Here is a 15883-nt window from a genome sequence, read left to right as displayed (position 1 = left end):
TGCTCCGCTCCTTTCGTCCACCACCCGTTGCTCTGCTCCTTTCGTCCACCGCCCGCTGCTCCCCCATTTATTAGGGAGCGTGCTGTCTCGCCGTGAAACAGCACATTTGTCTTGCGCTCCGTGCTGGCCCAGCGAGCTTGACTTCGCTCCATCGCCCGGTGGGCCCTTCAAATGTAAGCAAGCTATGCCGCCTAGCTGCCGCCCCTGCCGGCTAGCCTTATCAGTCCAGTCGTCTCGGCTGTGGAGGCGCGAAATCGAGCGATTAAGTCGAAAAAATCGAGCTATCTGGTGCTAGGAGGCCCGTAAACGAGGGATTAAGTCGAAAAAATCGAGTTAGCTGGTACTAGGAGGCGCGTAAACGAGGGATTAAGTCGAAAAAATCGAGTTACTCGGGTGCGGAGTCGGGGAAACGGAGGGAATTGCGCGGAAAAACCGAGCAACTCGGGTGCGGAGTCGGTGAAACGGAGGGGATTGCGCGGAAAAACCGAGCAAATCGGGTGCGGAGCCGGAGAAACGGAGGGAGTTGCGCGGAAAAACCGAGTTACTCGGGTGCAAAGTCGGGAAACGGGTGGAATTGCGCGGAAAAACCGAGCAAATCGGGTGCGGAGCCGGAGAAACGGGGGGGAGTTGCGCGGGAAAACCGTCTAACTCGGGTGCGGAGTCGGGGAACAGAGGGAGTTGCGCGGAAAAACCGAGTAACTCGGGTGCGGTGCCGGAGAAACGGAGGGAATTGCGCGGAAAAACCGTCTAACTCGGGTGCGGAGTCGGGGAAACGGGGAGAGCTGCGCGGAAAAACCGAGCAACTCGGGTGTGGAGCCGGAGAAACGGAGAGAGCTGCGCGGAAAAACCGAGTTACTCGGATGCGGAGCCGGAGAAACGGAGGGAGCTGCGCGGAAAAACCGAGCAACTCGGGTGCGGAGCCGGAGAAACGGGTGGAATTGCGCGGAAAAACCGAGCAACTCGAACACAGGTATAGTCCGGGAGCGGCTGGTGAGCGTAGCGGCGTGATTGCGAGTCCGATCGCAGGGGGCGAAGCCTCCCTGTGAAGCGGCGTGCGTTCAGGGAGTAGCCTTGAAGCAAGCGGGGAGCTCGTGGAGAAACGGCGGCGATTCCCGTGGAAGCCGGATTCACATCTGCTGACGGACGAAATCAAGAAAACAGGGCCCCAGGGAGATCGGAATGACTCCCCATCGTGCCCAGCAGTGCTATCCGCCACCAGCAGCAGTACAGTTCGAGTTTATGACTGGGTTTCCGCCACCAGCAGCAATGCAGTCCGAGCTTCTTGCTGGGCTTCCGCCACCAGCAGCAGTGCAGACCGAGTTTCTTGCTGGGCTTCCGCTGTCAGCAGCGACGCGCTCCGGAGCTCATGCGGAGTCTCCGTCCCATGCGATGCGGTCCCAAGCTATGCCCCAAACAGCCGCCTTTGAAACGGGACTTTTGTCGCGTTTTTCGGTTTTTTTTCGAAATAGGCAATTTCCGGTGTAACCTTTAAGCATTTCCATCCGTCTACAGGAAAAATGAGAAAGATGAGAAATCGGAGGGTCGAGATTCACCATGATCTGGAAAAAGAAGAAAAAAGATTCTCCAGCCCAGGCGCCGCCGGACGAATGGACGCCGGAGACGCACGGGCAAGGCGAGCTGGCCGGTGTTGAAGCGCTCGACGCTAAAGACGGCTCAAGGCTGCTGGCGGAGCCGGGAGAGCCAGCCGAGCTTGCGGCGGCCGAGATGTCGGCGGCCGACGGCCGCTTCGACGCGGCCGCGGAGGAAGCCGAGCCTTCCGGGCCGCTGCTTCAGGTAAGCGGCGTCCAGCGCAGCTTTCCGGCTTCGGGCGGTCCCATCCACGTGCTCAAGGGCATCACGATGGAGGTGCCGCATCGCCGGCTCGTCATGCTCAAGGGCCGTTCGGGCTCCGGCAAGACGACGCTGCTCAACCTGATCGGAGGACTGGACACGCCGAGCAGCGGCGAGATCTGGTTCGACGGCCAGCCGATCCACAAGCTCGGCGACGACAAGCGCACGGTCATCCGCCGCGAGCGGATGGGCTTCATTTTCCAGGCGTTCGCGCTCATGCCGCTGCTGTCCGCCTACGAGAACGTCGAGCTGTCGCTGCGCATGGCAGGCACGCCCCGCGCCGAATGGAAGAGCCGGGTGGAGCATTGCCTCGCCATGGTCGGGCTCGAGCGCCGGATGAAGCATCGTCCGTTCGAGATGTCCGGCGGCGAGCAGCAGCGGGTTGCCATCGCCAAGGCGATCGCCCACCGGCCGCGCCTGCTGCTCGCCGACGAGCCGACGGCGGAGCTCGACAGTCAGATGTCGGCGCAGATCATGTCCGTCTTTCGCACGATGATTCAATCCGAGGGCGTCACGATCTGCATGACGACTCACGATCCTACGATTTTGGAGGTTGCCGATCATGTTTACGAAATGGTGGACGGGACGTTCATCTAAGCGCGCCGCCGCCCTGATGCTGGGCTGCTCGCTGGCGCTGTCGGCCGGCTGCTCGCTGCTGCCGGCCGAGCAGGAGGAGGAGGTGCTGCCGTCGATCGCCCCGCCTCAGATTTCCAAGAAGCCGGAGTATGAGGTGACGACGCAGACGCTTGAAACCCGCGTCGAGGCGGCCGGCAAGCTGATTTCCCTGCGGGAGGAGACGCTCTATTACACGCTGGAGGGCAAGCGTCTCAAGGACTTGTACATAAAACCGGGACAAAAGGTGAAAAAAGGCGACCCAATCGCGTCGCTCGACGTCGAGGACATGCAGAAGCAGCTGCGCGACCAGCGCCTGCAATTCCGCAAGGACGAGGTCGCGATGAAGGAGACGCTGCGCAAGAAAGACGAGATGCCGCCGGTCGATTTCGAGGCGGCCGTCATTGCCTTCGAGGAGAAGCGCCAGGCGATCGGCGACTTGGAGACGGAGATCGGCAAGGCGACGCTCGTCGCGCCGTTCGCCGGCACGGTCGTGCAGCTGCCGGTGCAGAAGGGCGATGCGATCAAGGCGTACGATCCGATCTGCGTCATCGCCGACACGGGCCAGCTCGTGCCCGGCATCAAGCTCGACGCCGATGAGCTGGAGCAGGTGACGGTCGGCATGAAGGCGGTCGTCGACATCAACGGCGTCGGCGAGGTCGGCGGCAAGATCACGGCCCTGCCGGTCGCCCCGCCCGAGGAGGAAGGCGGCAATGGAAACGGAGGCAACGGCGGCAGCGGCGGCGCGTCCGCGCCGGAGCGGCCGGAGGATTTCCTGCTCATTCAGCTCGACAAGGTGCCGGCGAATGTGGCGCGAGGCACGATGCTTTCCGTGAGCATCGTCGTCAAGAGCAAGCCGAACGCCGTCGTCATCCCGCCATCGGCGCTGCGCAGCATCGGCTCCCGCACGTACGTGCAGGTCGTCGAGGGCGAGACGAAGCGGGAGGTGGACGTGGAGGTCGGCGAGCAGACCGCTACGGCGGTCGAGATCCTGAAGGGCCTCGAGCCCGGCATGAAAGTGGTGGGCAGGTAACGTGCTGCTGATCCGATTCCTGTTCCGCAAAATGTGGAACACCAGGTGGCTGACGCTCAGCTCGCTCGCCGGCCTCGTGCTGGCGGTCGCGTTCGCGGTCAGCATCCCGATGTATGCGGACGGCTCGCTCAAGCGCGTCGTCACGCAATCGCTGCAGGAGGAGAGCGAGGGCCTGCCTGCCGGCTCCCTGCTCATGCGCTACAATGCAAGTCCGGGTCCGACCGATCTGGCCGCGCTCGGCAGCGTCGACGACTACATCCGCGACGGCGTCCCGGAGCAGATCGGATTCCCGATCGACACGGCGACGCGCAGCTACTCGATCCGCAGCGCGGACATCACGCCGGAGGATCCGAGCAAGGTCAGCGCCAGCGTCAGCCGCAAGTTCTCCCTGCAAGCGCTGAAGGGAGTGGAGGACAAGGCGGAGCTGACCCAGGGACGCTGGTTCGTGCCCGGCAAGGGCGACGGCGAGACGATCGAGGCGGTCGTGATGGAGGAGGCGCTCTACCGCGCCGACATGCACGTCGGCGACGTGTTCCTCTATCCGGCTTACGGAGGCGGCGCGGACCAGACGCTTCGCGTCCAGATCGTCGGCACGTTCAAGCCGAAGCAGGATACCGATCCGTTCTGGTACCAGGGCCTCGAGGGGATGATGAATACGTTCCTCACGAGCGAGGCCGCGATGACGGATGGCATTCTCAAGGACCGCAAGGTGCCGCTCCATAGCGGCACCTGGTACTACGCGTTCGACCTGCGCGAGATCCGCACGGGCGAGCTTGCGCCGCTCGGCCGCACGCTCGATAGGCTGAACATCGAGCTGTACCAAAAGCTCCCCGATACGCGCGTCGAGATCAGCTTCGCCTCCATCCTGCAGGAATTCCGCAAGACGAGCCTGCAGCTGCAGACGCTGCTGTTCACGCTGGCCGCGCCGATGATCGCGATGGTGTTCTACTTCATCGCGATGAACGCCCGCCAGGCGCTCGACAAGCAGCGCAGCGACATCGCCGTGCTGCGCAGCCGCGGCGCCGGCACCCGGCAGATCATCGGCTTGTATCTGCTCGAAAGCCTGCTGCTTGGCGGCGCGGCATTCGTGCTCGGACCGCTCCTCGGCTGGTTCATGGCCAAGAGCATCGGCTCGGCCAACGGCTTCCTGGAATTCGTCGACCGCAAGTCGATCCCGGTCGGCTTCACGACCGACGCGATCATCGCCGGCAGCGCCGCCGTGCTGCTCGCCGTGCTGGCGACCGTCATCCCGGCGGTCATCTATGCCCGCGCTTCGATCGTCGGCTACAAGCAGAAGCTCGCCCGCTCGGACCGGGCGCCCTTCTGGCAGCGCTGGTTCCTCGACGTGCTGCTGCTCGGCGCAAGCGGCTATGGCTGGTATTTGCTGAACGAGCGCCAGATGCTGACGTTCCAGACCGGCATGACGACGGACCAGCTGAACGTGCAGCCGTTCCTGTTCTTCGTGCCGGCGCTGGCGATCTTCTCGCTCGGCCTGTTCTTCCTGCGGCTGTTCCCGTGGCTGCTGCGGCTGTGGGGCTGGATGGGCCGCAAGCTGCTGCCGGTGCCGCTCTATATGACGCTGACGCAGCTGTCGCGCTCTTCCCAAGGCTATTATCCGCTCATGATCCTGCTCATCCTGACGCTCGGACTGGGCGTGTACAACGCATCGGCCGCGCGGACGATCGACCTCAACTCGACCGAGCGCACGCTCTACCAGTACGGCACGGACGTCGTCATGCAGACCGTGTGGTCCGGCACGCCCGAGATCGCGCCCGGACAGGGCGGGGGCGGCTCCAACGGAGGCGGCAACGGAGGCGGCAACGGAGGCGGCGGAGAAGGCGGCGGCAATGGAGGCAACGGGGGCGGAGGCGGAGGCACCGGCGGCGGGGGAGGCCAGCCGCCGGTGCCGGCCAAGGTCCGCTATTCGGAGCCGCCGTTCGAGGTGTTCCGGTCGCTCGACGGCGTCGAGGCGGCAGCCCGCGTGCTCCAGGCCAAGGGCAGCGTCGTCGTCTCCGGCCGCTCGATCGGCCAAGGCACGCTGATGGGCATCGACAACGTCGACTTCGCCAAAGTCGGCTGGTTCCGGGACGATCTATACCCGGTCCATCCGAACCGATACCTCAACAGCCTCGGCATTTATGCCGAAGGAGCCGGGGCGATCATCCCGTCCGGCCTGGCCGAGAAATACCAGCTCAAAATCGGCGATACGGTCTCCATCGGCCTTACTGACGGCATGATCGATTTCGCCGTCGTCGGCATCCTGCCGTACTGGCCGTCGCAATACCCCGACGAGTCGCCGTTTTTGATCGCCAACCTGGATTATATCTACGACCAGTTGCCGCTGATCCCTTACGACGTCTGGCTCAAGATGAGCCCCGACGCCAAGGTGGCCCCGCTCATGGCCGAGCTGCAGCGCCAAGGCATCGAGCTGGCGAGCGTCAAGGACGTACGCTCGGCGCTGATCGCGCAGAGCAAGCTGCCGACGCGCGGAGGCGTGTTCGGCATCCTGAGCCTCGGCTTCCTCGTCTCGGTCATCGTCACGCTGACCGGCTACATCCTGTACTGGTTCTTCAATCTGTCGGGGCGGGTCGTGCAGTTCGGCGTGCTGCGGGCCATGGGGCTGTCCAAGCGCCAGCTGACCGGCATGCTGCTGCTGGAGCAGCTGTTCACGGCCGGGCTCAGCATCGGCCTCGGGGTGGCGATCGGGAAGATCGCGAGCCTGCTGTTCCTGCCGTTCCTGCAGACGGCGGACAACGCGGCCGGCAACGTGCCTCCTTTCCGCGTCGTGTTCGACAGCCAGGATACGATGCAGCTGTACGTCGTCGTCGCCTTCATGATGCTCGTGGGCGCGCTGCTGCTGATGCTTCATATCCGCAGGCTGCGGGTGCATCAGGCGGTCAAGATGGGAGAGGAGCGATGATGGGCCATGATTGACTGCGAAGGCCTGGTCAAAATCTACAAGACCGACGATCTCGAGGTCGTCGCCCTGCAGGGGCTCGACCTCAGCGTCAAGGACGGCGAGCTGATGGCGATCATCGGCAACAGCGGCAGCGGCAAGTCGACGCTGCTCAACATCCTCGGCGGACTCGACCGTCCGTCGGCAGGCTCGGTCCGGGTCGGCCCGTGGGACCTGCTCAAGATCACCGACGACCAGCTGGTCAAGTACAAGCGGGAGACGGTCGGCTTCATATGGCAGAACAACGCCCGCAACCTGCTGCCGTACCTGTCCGCGCTCGAGAACGTCGAGATGCCGATGATGCTCCGGGGCAAGGTCGACCGCGCCTACTCGCGGCAACTGCTCGAGTGGGTCGGGCTGAAGGAGCGGATGCACAACAAGCTGCATCAGCTGTCCGGCGGGGAGCAGCAGCGGGTCGCCATCGCGATCTCCCTGTCCAACCGGCCGCAGATGCTGCTGGCCGACGAGCCGACCGGCTCGGTCGACAGCCGCACGAGCGACCTCATCATGGACATTTTCCGGACGCTCAACCGCGAGCTGGGCCTGACGATCGTCATCGTCACCCATGACCTGTCGCTGGCGGGCAAGGTGGATCGCGTCGTCGCCATCCGCGACGGCCTCACGAGCACCGAGTTCCTGCGGCGCAACACGCATCTTGACGAAGCGACCGGCTTCGGCCGGGGCGGGCTGCAGGAGGTGCATGAGGCGTATGCCGTCGTCGACCGCGCCGGCCGCCTGCAGGTGCCCAAGGAATATTTGTCCGCGCTCGGCATTACGGGCAAGGCGTCCATGGAGTTCGACGGGGAACGCATCATCATTACAAAACCGAAGCTGGTAGAGGGGGAACAAGCATGAAAGAGCTTGGAGAAACGACTGTGGTGAAGAAGAAGGGAACGCGCCTGCGCGCGGCCGGGCTGGCCGCGATGGCGGCGACGCTGGCTGCGGGAGCGCTCGCGGGATGCAGCGGGTCCTCGTCCGAGCAATCGGAGCAGAGCGTGCTGCGCATCGGCATGCTGTACGGCTCGGCGGACAACGAGTCCTGGTTCCGCCAGCAGTACACCGATACGTTCGAGTTCACGCATCCGAACGTCAACCTGGAAATCGTCTATGCGAACAACTACAACGACATGCGGTACTCGAACGGCGAGGACCAGAAGGAGCAGCCGGATCCGTACGACAAGATGAAGGAGCTGCTGACCGGCAAAAATCCGGTCGACGTCGTCATGGTCGACTATTACCAGCTCCAGCGGATGACGCAGGACGGCTTGCTGCAGCAGCTCGACCCGCTCATCGCCAAGGATAAGTTCGACATCAGCGACTACGTGCCGACGGTCATCGACGGCATCAAGGCGGCGGGAGACTCCAAGATCTATGTGCTGACGCCGACGTTCAGCGGCTCCGCCCTGTTCTACAACAAGAAGATTTTCAGCGACGCCGGCGTGCAGCCGCCGACCGACAAGATGACGTGGAACCAGGTGTTCGATCTCGCCCGCAAGGTGAAGGGCGGCACCGGGGAGAAGCAGGTGTTCGGCCTTACGCTGAACCGCTGGAGCGGCGGCGATGCCTTCAACGACATTCAGACTTACGTCGCTCCGCTGCAGCTCAAAATGTACGACGACAAGGGCGAGAAGATGCTCGTCGACAGCGGGCCGGCCTGGAGCAACGCCTGGGACACGTTCCTCAAGCTGTACAAGGAAGACGTGCTGCCGACGCAGGAGAAGATCCAGAAGATCAACGAAGCGCAGCAGAAAGCCCGAGAGAAGGATAAAAGCATCAGCTCGTATCCGAATCAGGGCGATCTGTTCAGCTCCGGCAACGTCGCGATGACGATCGGCGACTACAATTACATCATGGAGCTCAAAAACATGAAGGATGCCGCCGCGACGAACAAGTCGATGAAAGCGATCGACTGGGATGTCGTAACGGTGCCGGTATTCGAGGAGCACCCTGATGTCGGCGGCAACTCCTACCTCGGCCAGCCGATGGGCATCAACGCCAAGGCGCAAAATCCGGAAGGCGCGTGGGAATTCATCAAGTTCCTCAACGGCCGCGAGTGGGCGAAGCTGAAGTCGCGCAGCACGTACGAAATTCCGTCGCGCGCGGAGTTCATCAAGCCGATCGACGGCATGCAGTACAACATCAAGGCGTTTTATACGCTCAAGCCGGTACCGCCGACGAGCAGCGCGCTCGAAGCGCTCGCACGCTCGAAGCCGGGCATCTACGAGGTGTTCAGTCTCGGCCAGCAATCGTTCCAGCAGGCGCTGAGCGGCAAGATGACGGCGGAAGAAGCGGTCAAGGATTGGGCCACGAAGGGCAACGCCTTGCTGGCGAAGCTCAAGACGAATCCGAAGGGCGAGCAAGGCGGCTCGACGGAAGGCGGAGCGGTGGAAGTGCTGCCGGCCGGGTGAAGCAAGAGCCCGGGCGAGGACGATCCACAGACGGGAAGAGGGACGAAAGCGGCGCAAGGCCGCTTCGTCCCTCTTCGCGTTCAGAACAAGATCAGATGAAGCCCGCCGAGACCAGCCAGCACGAGGATCATCGCCTGGAATACCTTCTGCGGGATGAGCGGCAGCAGCTTGACGCCGATCCAAGCTCCGGCGGCGACGGCGGGAATCATCCAGGCATTCAGCAGGAGCGAGTCGGCGGTGATGAGGCCGAGCGAGGCGGTGAACGGCACTTTGGCGACATTGACGATGAAAAAGAACATCGCGTTCGTGCCGACGAACCGTTTTTTGTCCATCCCTTTGGCAAGCAGGTAGATCGACATGATGCTGCCCGCGGCATTGCCGATCATCGTCGTGAAGCCCGCCAGCACGCCGAGGCCGTTGTTGAACGCCGGAGCGGAGCTGAGCGAGACCGAAGCCGCGCTTTCCATGCGGCCTTTGAGCAGATGCAGCAGCAGCAGGGCGAGCACGAGGCTGCCGAGCAGGATCGAGAGCGGCCGGTCGTGGATGCGGCCGAGCACGAGGAAGCCGGCGATCAGGCCCGCGAACACCCACGGCAGCAGCGACGCCAGATGCCGCCAGACAACCTCCTTGCGGTAGTAGAGAATCGCGATGATGTCGCCGATGATGAGCACCGGCGTAATCAATCCGACCGATTCTCTCGCCGGATAGACGCTGGCCATGACGGCGGCCACAAACAAGCCGAGCGTAGGCATGCCGGTTTTGGAAAATCCGATCAGGACGGAACAGAGGATGAGGACGGTCAGCTGCAAAGAGGTCGGGTCCATAGGTTCTCCCTTCGGCAGGGGGGGATGGCCGCAGATCGGCTTCTTTCATCTTATAGGAGAGGCAGCGAATTCGGCAACGGGCGGTCCGGCGCCGCCGGCCGCGGCTTGCTCCGAATGAAGATGGCGCATTTTGGGAACGCTGTTGCTTAGCACGGCTCGACGGCCCGGATCATCGGTCCGATCGGACCTCGCCGAAGGAAAGGAGGCGCGCGAGTGGCGGGAAGGACGAATTGGATCTACTGGGGAAGGCTGTACGACAGCAAGTTTCAGGCGGGCTGCCTCGTGAAGCGGATGGAGAACGACTGGTGGATCTACGGGTACGAATGCCCGAGCGAAATCGAGGTGTTTCAGTCCAAGCGGGGCAAATACGGGGTCCGATATATGCCCTAGCGTCGAGAAGAAGCATGCAGGTTGACTTTGCCAGATCGGCTGTAGTATAGTTGTATTCGTGTTCCAAGCGGGACGATGTTTGAAATGACGCGGGGTGGAGCAGTCCGGTAGCTCGTCGGGCTCATAACCCGAAGGCCGCAGGTTCAAATCCTGCCCCCGCAACTTATTTGCCCTTATGCGAGTTCAACTCATTCCCTCAAAAGGGCCCTTAGCTCAGTTGGTTAGAGCGGTCGGCTCATAACCGATTGGTCGCAGGTTCGAGTCCTGCAGGGCCCACCAAAGCGAACGATCCGCCTTGCGCAGCAAGGCTTTTTTTATTGGCGTGCCGCCCGCTCCTCGCCCGTCGACGAAATCGATGGTTTCGGTTGACGCTAGCTGGCGAACTATGGTAAGCTGTTTTTCGTCATGTCGCTCGAATGCGGCTGTGGCCTCTTGCCGGAGTGGTGGAATGGCAGACACAACAGACTTAAAATCTGTCGGGGGCAACCCCGTACCGGTTCGAGTCCGGTCTTCGGCATCCAATGAAAAAAAGCAGCCTCCGGGCTGCTTTTTTTCATTGGATCAAGCCAGTCGCGCGGCCGTTCAGGGATGCTCGTCCGAAGCCGGCACGGCGTATGGAGCCGGACTGGCCTCGGCAGGAACGACCTTGGCCTGCACCTGCTGGGGCGGATTGCTCGGCGCGCCGTATAGCTGCGCGAAGGCGAGCAGCGACAGCAGCAGGGCGGAGGACCAGACGGCGCCGATGATGCGGCCCGTCGCGGACAGATGGCTCCACCTGGCCGGCAGCATGACGAACGGAGCCGTCATCCAGCCGACGGCTGCAGCCAAGCGCATGGCGATCACGCTCCCTCCCGTTTATACGAAGTATATCGGCAGGTCCGTCCCGTCTGTGAAACGATTCGAGCATAGATCGGAGCGCCGGATTGCCCGGCTCGTTTGAATCCGGTACACTGGAGGAATAAAAAAAAGAAGCCTTAGGAAGGCCTCTTACTTCGCTGCCGGCTCGGCAGCCTTCAGCTCTTCCAGGTCGACCTGGCCGCTGATCTCTTCGATGAACTTGTCCATGCAGTTGCAATAGTAGTCTCGGCGGCAGACCGGACAAGGCGTCGTCTGGAGACGGTTGATCTTGGTGCCTTCCGGGCTGTAGAACAGGCGGCATTCTCCGCCGTCCTTGAGCTTCACGACGACCTGATAAAGCTGGGTGGAGTCGTTGCGCTCCGCGAGCTTGACGTTCGTTACGACCGGACGGTAACTCATGGCCATCACCTGCAACTTTCTTCGATATGGGCTAATCAATTTTACTTTCTACGGAGGGCGATGTCAAATGACCGTACCGTTCCACAACGATTGGGAGCCGCATCTGCGGAAAGAGATGGAGCAGCCCTATTACCGCGAGCTGCGGAGCCGGTTGGCGGAGGAATACCGCAGCGGGCCGGTCTATCCCGACATGCATGATCTCTTCAACGCGCTGCATCTGACCGCGCTCGCGGATACGAAGGTCGTCATCCTCGGCCAGGACCCGTACCACGGTCCGGGCCAGGCGCACGGCCTCAGCTTCTCCGTGCAGCCGGGCGTGCGCATCCCGCCGTCGCTGCAGAACATCTACAAGGAGCTGAAGGACGACATCGGCTGCCCGCTCCCCGAGAGCGGCGACCTGCGCGGGTGGGCGCGCCAGGGCGTGCTGCTGCTCAACAACGTGCTGACCGTACGCAGGGGCGAGGCCGCCTCCCATCAAGGCCTCGGCTGGGAGCGGTTCACGGACCGCATCGTGCATCTGATCGGCGAGAGGAAGCGTCCGGCGGTATTCCTGCTGTGGGGCAAGCATGCGCAGAACAAGGCCGCGTTCCTCGACGGCAGCCGGCATCTGCTGCTGACGACGCCGCATCCGAGCCCGTTCTCGGCCCACCGCGGCTTCCTCGGCAGCCGCCCCTTCTCCAAAGCGAACGCCTTCCTCGAACAGCATGGCATGGAGGCGATCGACTGGTGCCGGACGGCCGAGCCGACCGGCGGCGAGGAAGCCGCCGCCGGCCGCGAGCGAGGCGGCAGTTGAGCGGCTCGGCGAAGCGTCCGGCCCGCTGGCTGAACCCTGCGGCCGGCTATCTCGAGGGCTATACGCATACGCTCAATCCTTACACGGGCTGCAGCTTCGGCTGCAGCTACTGCTATGTCCGCCGGATGCCGGTGGGCTTGTTCCGCGCCGAGCCGTGGGGGAGCTGGGTCGACGTCAAGACGCTCGATCCGGCCGCGTTTCGCCGCGAGTGGAGCCGCGAGTCGGACAAGGGGCCGATCCGGCTCTTTTTCGGCTCGGCGACCGATCCGTACCAGCCGGAGGAGGCGCGGACACGCACGACCGCGTCGCTGCTGGAGCTGATGCTGGAGCGCCCCCCGGAATTCCTCCTCCTGCAGACGCGCAGTCCCTTGGTGGTCCGGGACAAGGAGCTGCTCGCCCGCTTCGGCGGCCGGCTGCGGGCGAGCGTGACGATCGAGACGGACGACGAGGCGATGCGCCGCCGGTTCACGCCGCAGGCGCCTCCGCTCGCCGCCCGCTGGCGCGCGCTGAGGGAGCTGCGCGAGGCGGGCATCCCCGTGCAGGCGGCCGTCTCGCCGCTGCTGCCCCATACGGAGCAGTTCGCCCGCCGTCTCGCCCGAGAAGCGCCGCGCATCGTCGTCGACGACTTTCATCGCGGAGACGGCAGCGGCGGCCGGCGCTCCGGCCAGCTCGGCATGAGGGAGCAGTATCGATCCCTCGGCCTCGAGGCCGACTATGCGCCGGCCGCCGCGGACCGGTTCTATGACTCGCTGCTGGCGTTCCCGGACGTCAGCGTGCATTTTTCCCGGGAAGGATTCCTCCCTTGAGCGGCGCTCCGCCGCTTGTCGCCGCTTCATCAAGCACGGCCGCATAAGCTGCGTCCACGTACGTGTCGACGCTTACCTCGGTGATGACCTGAGGATACATCTGGCCCGGCTTCGGCGGCACGACGGCGACGCTCACGATCGCCTGCTTGCCCTCGAAGCGGATCGAGTCGATGCGGATGCCGTAGCCCGGATTCGGGGCCTGAGCGGATACGGTCACCTTGACGATGCCGTCCGCGTGCTTCGCTGTCGTCAGCTCGACGCCTGCAAGCGGCGAGACGAGTGAGGGAGATTCGCTTTCCGGTCGGTTCACCAGCTTCCATCCTCCTTCGACCCAGGCTGCCGCGTCGCTGCGCGTAACGGCCTTTTTGGGCTGGAATCTTCCTGACGCATCGAGCAGCGGCAGACCGGCGGCGATCAGCTCGCGCACGCTGTCGCGGCTGTCGCTTCCGATGGCGGATTCGTCCGCCGGCGCCTTGCCCTTTTCTCCGCTCCATCCTCCGCCTGACGCCTTCATCGCCTGCAGCAGCAGGACGGCGAACCGCTCTCGATCGATCGCTTCACCCGGCTTGACGTCCTTCGGCAATCCGAGTCCGTGCACCGCGCCGATCAGGAACGCCTCCGAATACCACGCTCCGTCGCTCATGCCGGGGTAGTATTGGCTCGCCTTGGGAGCTTGAACGAACCGGATCCGGTCCAGATTGAGTTCAAACGCCTTGACAAGCAGCGACAATGCCTCCGCATTCGTCATCGCTTCCGTCGGCCGGAACTTGACGTCTCCGCCGCTCAGCAGTCCAGATCGTTCCAGGCTGCGGATGGCGGCGGCGTTCGGGTCCGCGTCTACGTCGGCGAATGCGCCGGCTTGAAGCGGCGCGGACGCCGCCAGCAGCAGCGCCGCCAATCCTCCTGCCAGCATCCGACGTCTTCTTGCCTTGCCCCTAATGCCCATCCTGCTCGCTCCTCTCTCGACTCGCTTTCTGTAGGTTGGCCTGTTCCGACGCCTTTGATGACAAAGGCGTCTTTGCCGTTACAGACGCGATCCGCGAGAGAATGGTTGCGGCTCAGGGACGGATCGTGACCCGGGTCCCGATCGGCACGAGCGCCGACAGCGCGAGCACGTCCTCGTTGTGCATGCGGATGCAGCCATGCGAGACCGCGCGGCCGATGGAGGCGGGCTCGTTCGTGCCGTGGATGCCGTAGTGGGGCTTCGACAAGCCCATCCACAGCACGCCGAACGGTCCGCCGGGGTTTTCCTGCTTGTTGATGATCGTGAATTCTCCGGTGGGAGTGCGGGTCAGCATCTTGCCGACAGCGATCGGAAACTGCCTCACGACAAGATCCCCGTCCAGCAGATAGAGCGATCGCTCGGACAAATCGACGATGATGCGGTACTTAGGCATGCGGACCTTCTCCTTTTAGAGCAGCATATGCGGCCGAAGTCCCCTTTCGCCTGGGTCTTTCCTTTACATAATCGCTAAAAATTCCAAATATAGCCTAAACAATTGTGCCTTAGGATCAGCTTGTACGGGACAATAGTCGCAAAGAAGGGTGAAGAGCCAACCATGAACAGAGGATCAAAAGCAATCGCAGCGGCGCTGGTCGCCGCCATCGGAACCGGAGCGGTCGGAGCTGCGGCCGTCTCCGCAGCAGAAGCGAAGCAGGCAGCGGTCAGCGTCAACGGCCAGGAGGTGCTCGTGCGCTCGATCGTCCAGAACGGCAGCCAGCTGCTGTCCGCGGCCGATCTCGCCCATGCGCTCGGCGCCGAGCTGGACGTGCTCCCGGGAGGCGCGGGACTGCGCGTCACGCTCGGAGACCGTTCGCTGCTGCTGCAATCCGGCTCCAAGCAGATCCAGACGGGGCAAGGCTCGGTTGCTCTGTCCAGCGCGGTCACGAGCTGGCAGCAGGTCAACTACGTCGAGCCTGCCGCTTATGTAACGGCTCTTGGCGCCAGCTGGTCCGGCGTATCCGGCGAGCTGAAGATCGAGACGCTCGATCTGCTGGACAGCGTCGACACGGTTCAATGGGCAGGCGGCCGGCTGATCGCTTCCGTCACGACGGAGGACGGCCGTCTGGATTACCTCGTCGATCCGGCGACCGGCGCGAGCGCCCAGCTGCTGACGTCGAACGGCGCATCCGAGCTGGTCGTCTCGCCGGACGGCGCCTCGGCGGCGTTCGCGGATGCCGACGGAGCGGTGCGGGTCATCGACCTGCCGACGCTCACGATGCGCAAGCTCGGTACGGACACGAGCATCAAGAGCAATCTGCAATGGGCTGCGGACGGCAAGCAGCTGATCTTCCTGCAGGGCGACAAAACCTCTGTCATCGCGGCGATTTCCCTGGAAGACGGCAAGGTGTCCAAAGTGCTGGACGACAAGGTCGAGTACAAGGGCGATCTGTCGGTCAACGGATCGGGACTGACGTATTCCGTCGTCAAGACCGGCAAGGTGACGGCCGATGCGAACAAGGACGTCAGCCTGGACGACGTGGCGATCGACATGGCCGGCACGAGCCCGCAGCTGTTCGACCTGGCGCTCGGCAGCGCGGACGCCAAGCCGGCGGCTCTGACCAAGGGCGACGAGGACAAGCTGTTCATCCAGCGCTCCGCGTCCGGCACGGTCTATTATGTCAAAGCCGGAGACGAGAACACGATCTCCACGCTCATCTCTCAAAAAGGCGAGCAGTCCAAGACCGCGTTCGACAAGGAAGACGTGCTGGAAGCGGTCCAAGCCGGAGGCTACATCGGCATCCTGACCGAAACGTCGGTCTACGTGCTGGATGAGTCGACCGATGCCGTGACGAAGCTCGCGGCCGCGCCGGAAGGCGCATCCGGCCTGACGCTGGCCAAGGACGGCAAGGGCGCCGCAGTCATCGTGGACGGCCAGCTGCAGAAGCTCTCCGCGGACGGCCGCTGGACAAGCTTGAGCAAGTAAGCGCGCGGAATTTATAGTTTCAGCCT

General features: G+C 63.5%; 14 protein-coding genes and 3 tRNA genes. 12 read left to right on the top strand and 5 right to left on the bottom strand.

Annotated elements, in window-relative coordinates; translation table 11 throughout:
- The first annotated feature begins 1725 nt into the window (after positions 1-1725).
- From HGI30_RS13385 to HGI30_RS13365, 5 genes are read left to right on the top strand one after another with little or no spacing between them, the layout of a single operon-like run.
- Positions 1726-2448, top strand: a complete 723-nt coding sequence (locus HGI30_RS13385; RefSeq protein ID WP_168909879.1) for an ABC transporter ATP-binding protein — start codon at positions 1726-1728, stop codon at positions 2446-2448.
- The gene (locus tag HGI30_RS13380; RefSeq protein ID WP_168908011.1) at positions 2414-3496 is read left to right on the top strand and encodes an efflux RND transporter periplasmic adaptor subunit; all 1083 of its coding nucleotides are present in this window, start codon (positions 2414-2416) and stop codon (positions 3494-3496) included. The genes HGI30_RS13385 and HGI30_RS13380 overlap by 35 nt, the downstream gene beginning before the upstream one ends.
- 31 nt (positions 3497-3527) lie before the next feature.
- On the top strand, positions 3528-6416 hold the full coding sequence (locus HGI30_RS13375) for an ABC transporter permease (RefSeq protein WP_168909878.1): 2889 nt from the start codon (positions 3528-3530) through the stop codon (positions 6414-6416).
- A gap of 6 nt (positions 6417-6422) precedes the next feature.
- Positions 6423-7307, top strand: a complete 885-nt coding sequence (locus tag HGI30_RS13370; RefSeq protein ID WP_168908010.1) for an ABC transporter ATP-binding protein — start codon at positions 6423-6425, stop codon at positions 7305-7307.
- Complete coding sequence (locus HGI30_RS13365; RefSeq protein WP_168908009.1) at positions 7304-8860, top strand: ABC transporter substrate-binding protein; 1557 nt, start codon at positions 7304-7306, stop codon at positions 8858-8860. The genes HGI30_RS13370 and HGI30_RS13365 overlap by 4 nt, the downstream gene beginning before the upstream one ends.
- An 80-nt stretch (positions 8861-8940) precedes the next feature.
- Here the strand turns inward: HGI30_RS13365 and HGI30_RS13360 are convergent, their stop codons facing one another.
- Complete coding sequence (locus tag HGI30_RS13360) at positions 8941-9684, bottom strand: sulfite exporter TauE/SafE family protein (RefSeq protein WP_168908008.1); 744 nt, start codon at positions 9682-9684, stop codon at positions 8941-8943.
- A gap of 213 nt (positions 9685-9897) precedes the next feature.
- On the opposite strand from HGI30_RS13360, the gene HGI30_RS13355 reads away from it, so the two are divergent.
- The 4 genes from HGI30_RS13355 to HGI30_RS13340 all read left to right on the top strand — a co-directional run bounded on the left by HGI30_RS13355 (position 9898) and on the right by HGI30_RS13340 (position 10591).
- A complete protein-coding gene (locus HGI30_RS13355) occupies positions 9898-10074 on the top strand; it encodes a hypothetical protein (protein ID WP_168908007.1) in 177 nt (58 codons plus the stop codon).
- An 88-nt stretch (positions 10075-10162) separates the two neighbouring features.
- Positions 10163-10236, top strand: a tRNA-Met gene (locus HGI30_RS13350).
- A gap of 40 nt (positions 10237-10276) precedes the next feature.
- Positions 10277-10353 (top strand) — tRNA-Ile (locus HGI30_RS13345).
- 155 nt (positions 10354-10508) lie between these two features.
- A tRNA-Leu gene (locus HGI30_RS13340) sits at positions 10509-10591 on the top strand.
- A gap of 65 nt (positions 10592-10656) precedes the next feature.
- Here HGI30_RS13340 and HGI30_RS13335 read toward each other — a convergent pair.
- Complete coding sequence (locus HGI30_RS13335) at positions 10657-10908, bottom strand: hypothetical protein (RefSeq protein WP_168908006.1); 252 nt, start codon at positions 10906-10908, stop codon at positions 10657-10659.
- A 153-nt stretch (positions 10909-11061) separates the two neighbouring features.
- Complete coding sequence (locus HGI30_RS13330; protein ID WP_168908005.1) at positions 11062-11331, bottom strand: hypothetical protein; 270 nt, start codon at positions 11329-11331, stop codon at positions 11062-11064.
- Between the two features lie 67 nt (positions 11332-11398).
- Here HGI30_RS13330 and HGI30_RS13325 point away from each other — a divergent pair, with 67 nt between their 5' ends.
- Positions 11399-12124 (top strand): uracil-DNA glycosylase, encoded by a 726-nt coding sequence (locus tag HGI30_RS13325; RefSeq protein WP_168908004.1) that lies wholly within the window; start codon positions 11399-11401, stop codon positions 12122-12124.
- The gene (locus HGI30_RS13320; RefSeq protein ID WP_168908003.1) at positions 12121-12930 is read left to right on the top strand and encodes an SPL family radical SAM protein; all 810 of its coding nucleotides are present in this window, start codon (positions 12121-12123) and stop codon (positions 12928-12930) included. Before HGI30_RS13325 ends, HGI30_RS13320 begins: the two co-directional genes overlap by 4 nt.
- On the opposite strand, the gene HGI30_RS13315 is transcribed toward HGI30_RS13320, so the two are convergent.
- The gene (locus HGI30_RS13315) at positions 12893-13843 is read right to left on the bottom strand and encodes an S-layer homology domain-containing protein (RefSeq protein WP_168908002.1); all 951 of its coding nucleotides are present in this window, start codon (positions 13841-13843) and stop codon (positions 12893-12895) included. The two genes, HGI30_RS13320 and HGI30_RS13315, sit on opposite strands and share 38 nt — an antisense overlap.
- Before the next feature lie 145 nt (positions 13844-13988).
- Complete coding sequence (locus tag HGI30_RS13310; RefSeq protein WP_168908001.1) at positions 13989-14327, bottom strand: L,D-transpeptidase; 339 nt, start codon at positions 14325-14327, stop codon at positions 13989-13991.
- 162 nt (positions 14328-14489) lie between these two features.
- Here HGI30_RS13310 and HGI30_RS13305 point away from each other — a divergent pair, with 162 nt between their 5' ends.
- Positions 14490-15857, top strand: coding sequence for a hypothetical protein (locus HGI30_RS13305; protein ID WP_168908000.1), 1368 nt, complete (start codon positions 14490-14492; stop codon positions 15855-15857).
- The last annotated feature ends 26 nt before the right edge of the window (positions 15858-15883 follow it).

The organism is Paenibacillus albicereus (genome assembly GCF_012676905.1).
In the GTDB taxonomy this organism is placed as follows: Bacteria; Bacillota; Bacilli; order Paenibacillales; family Paenibacillaceae; genus Paenibacillus_O; species Paenibacillus_O albicereus.
The sequence above is the reverse complement of the archived record's forward strand: the minus strand, read 5'-3'. Positions and strand labels throughout refer to the sequence as shown.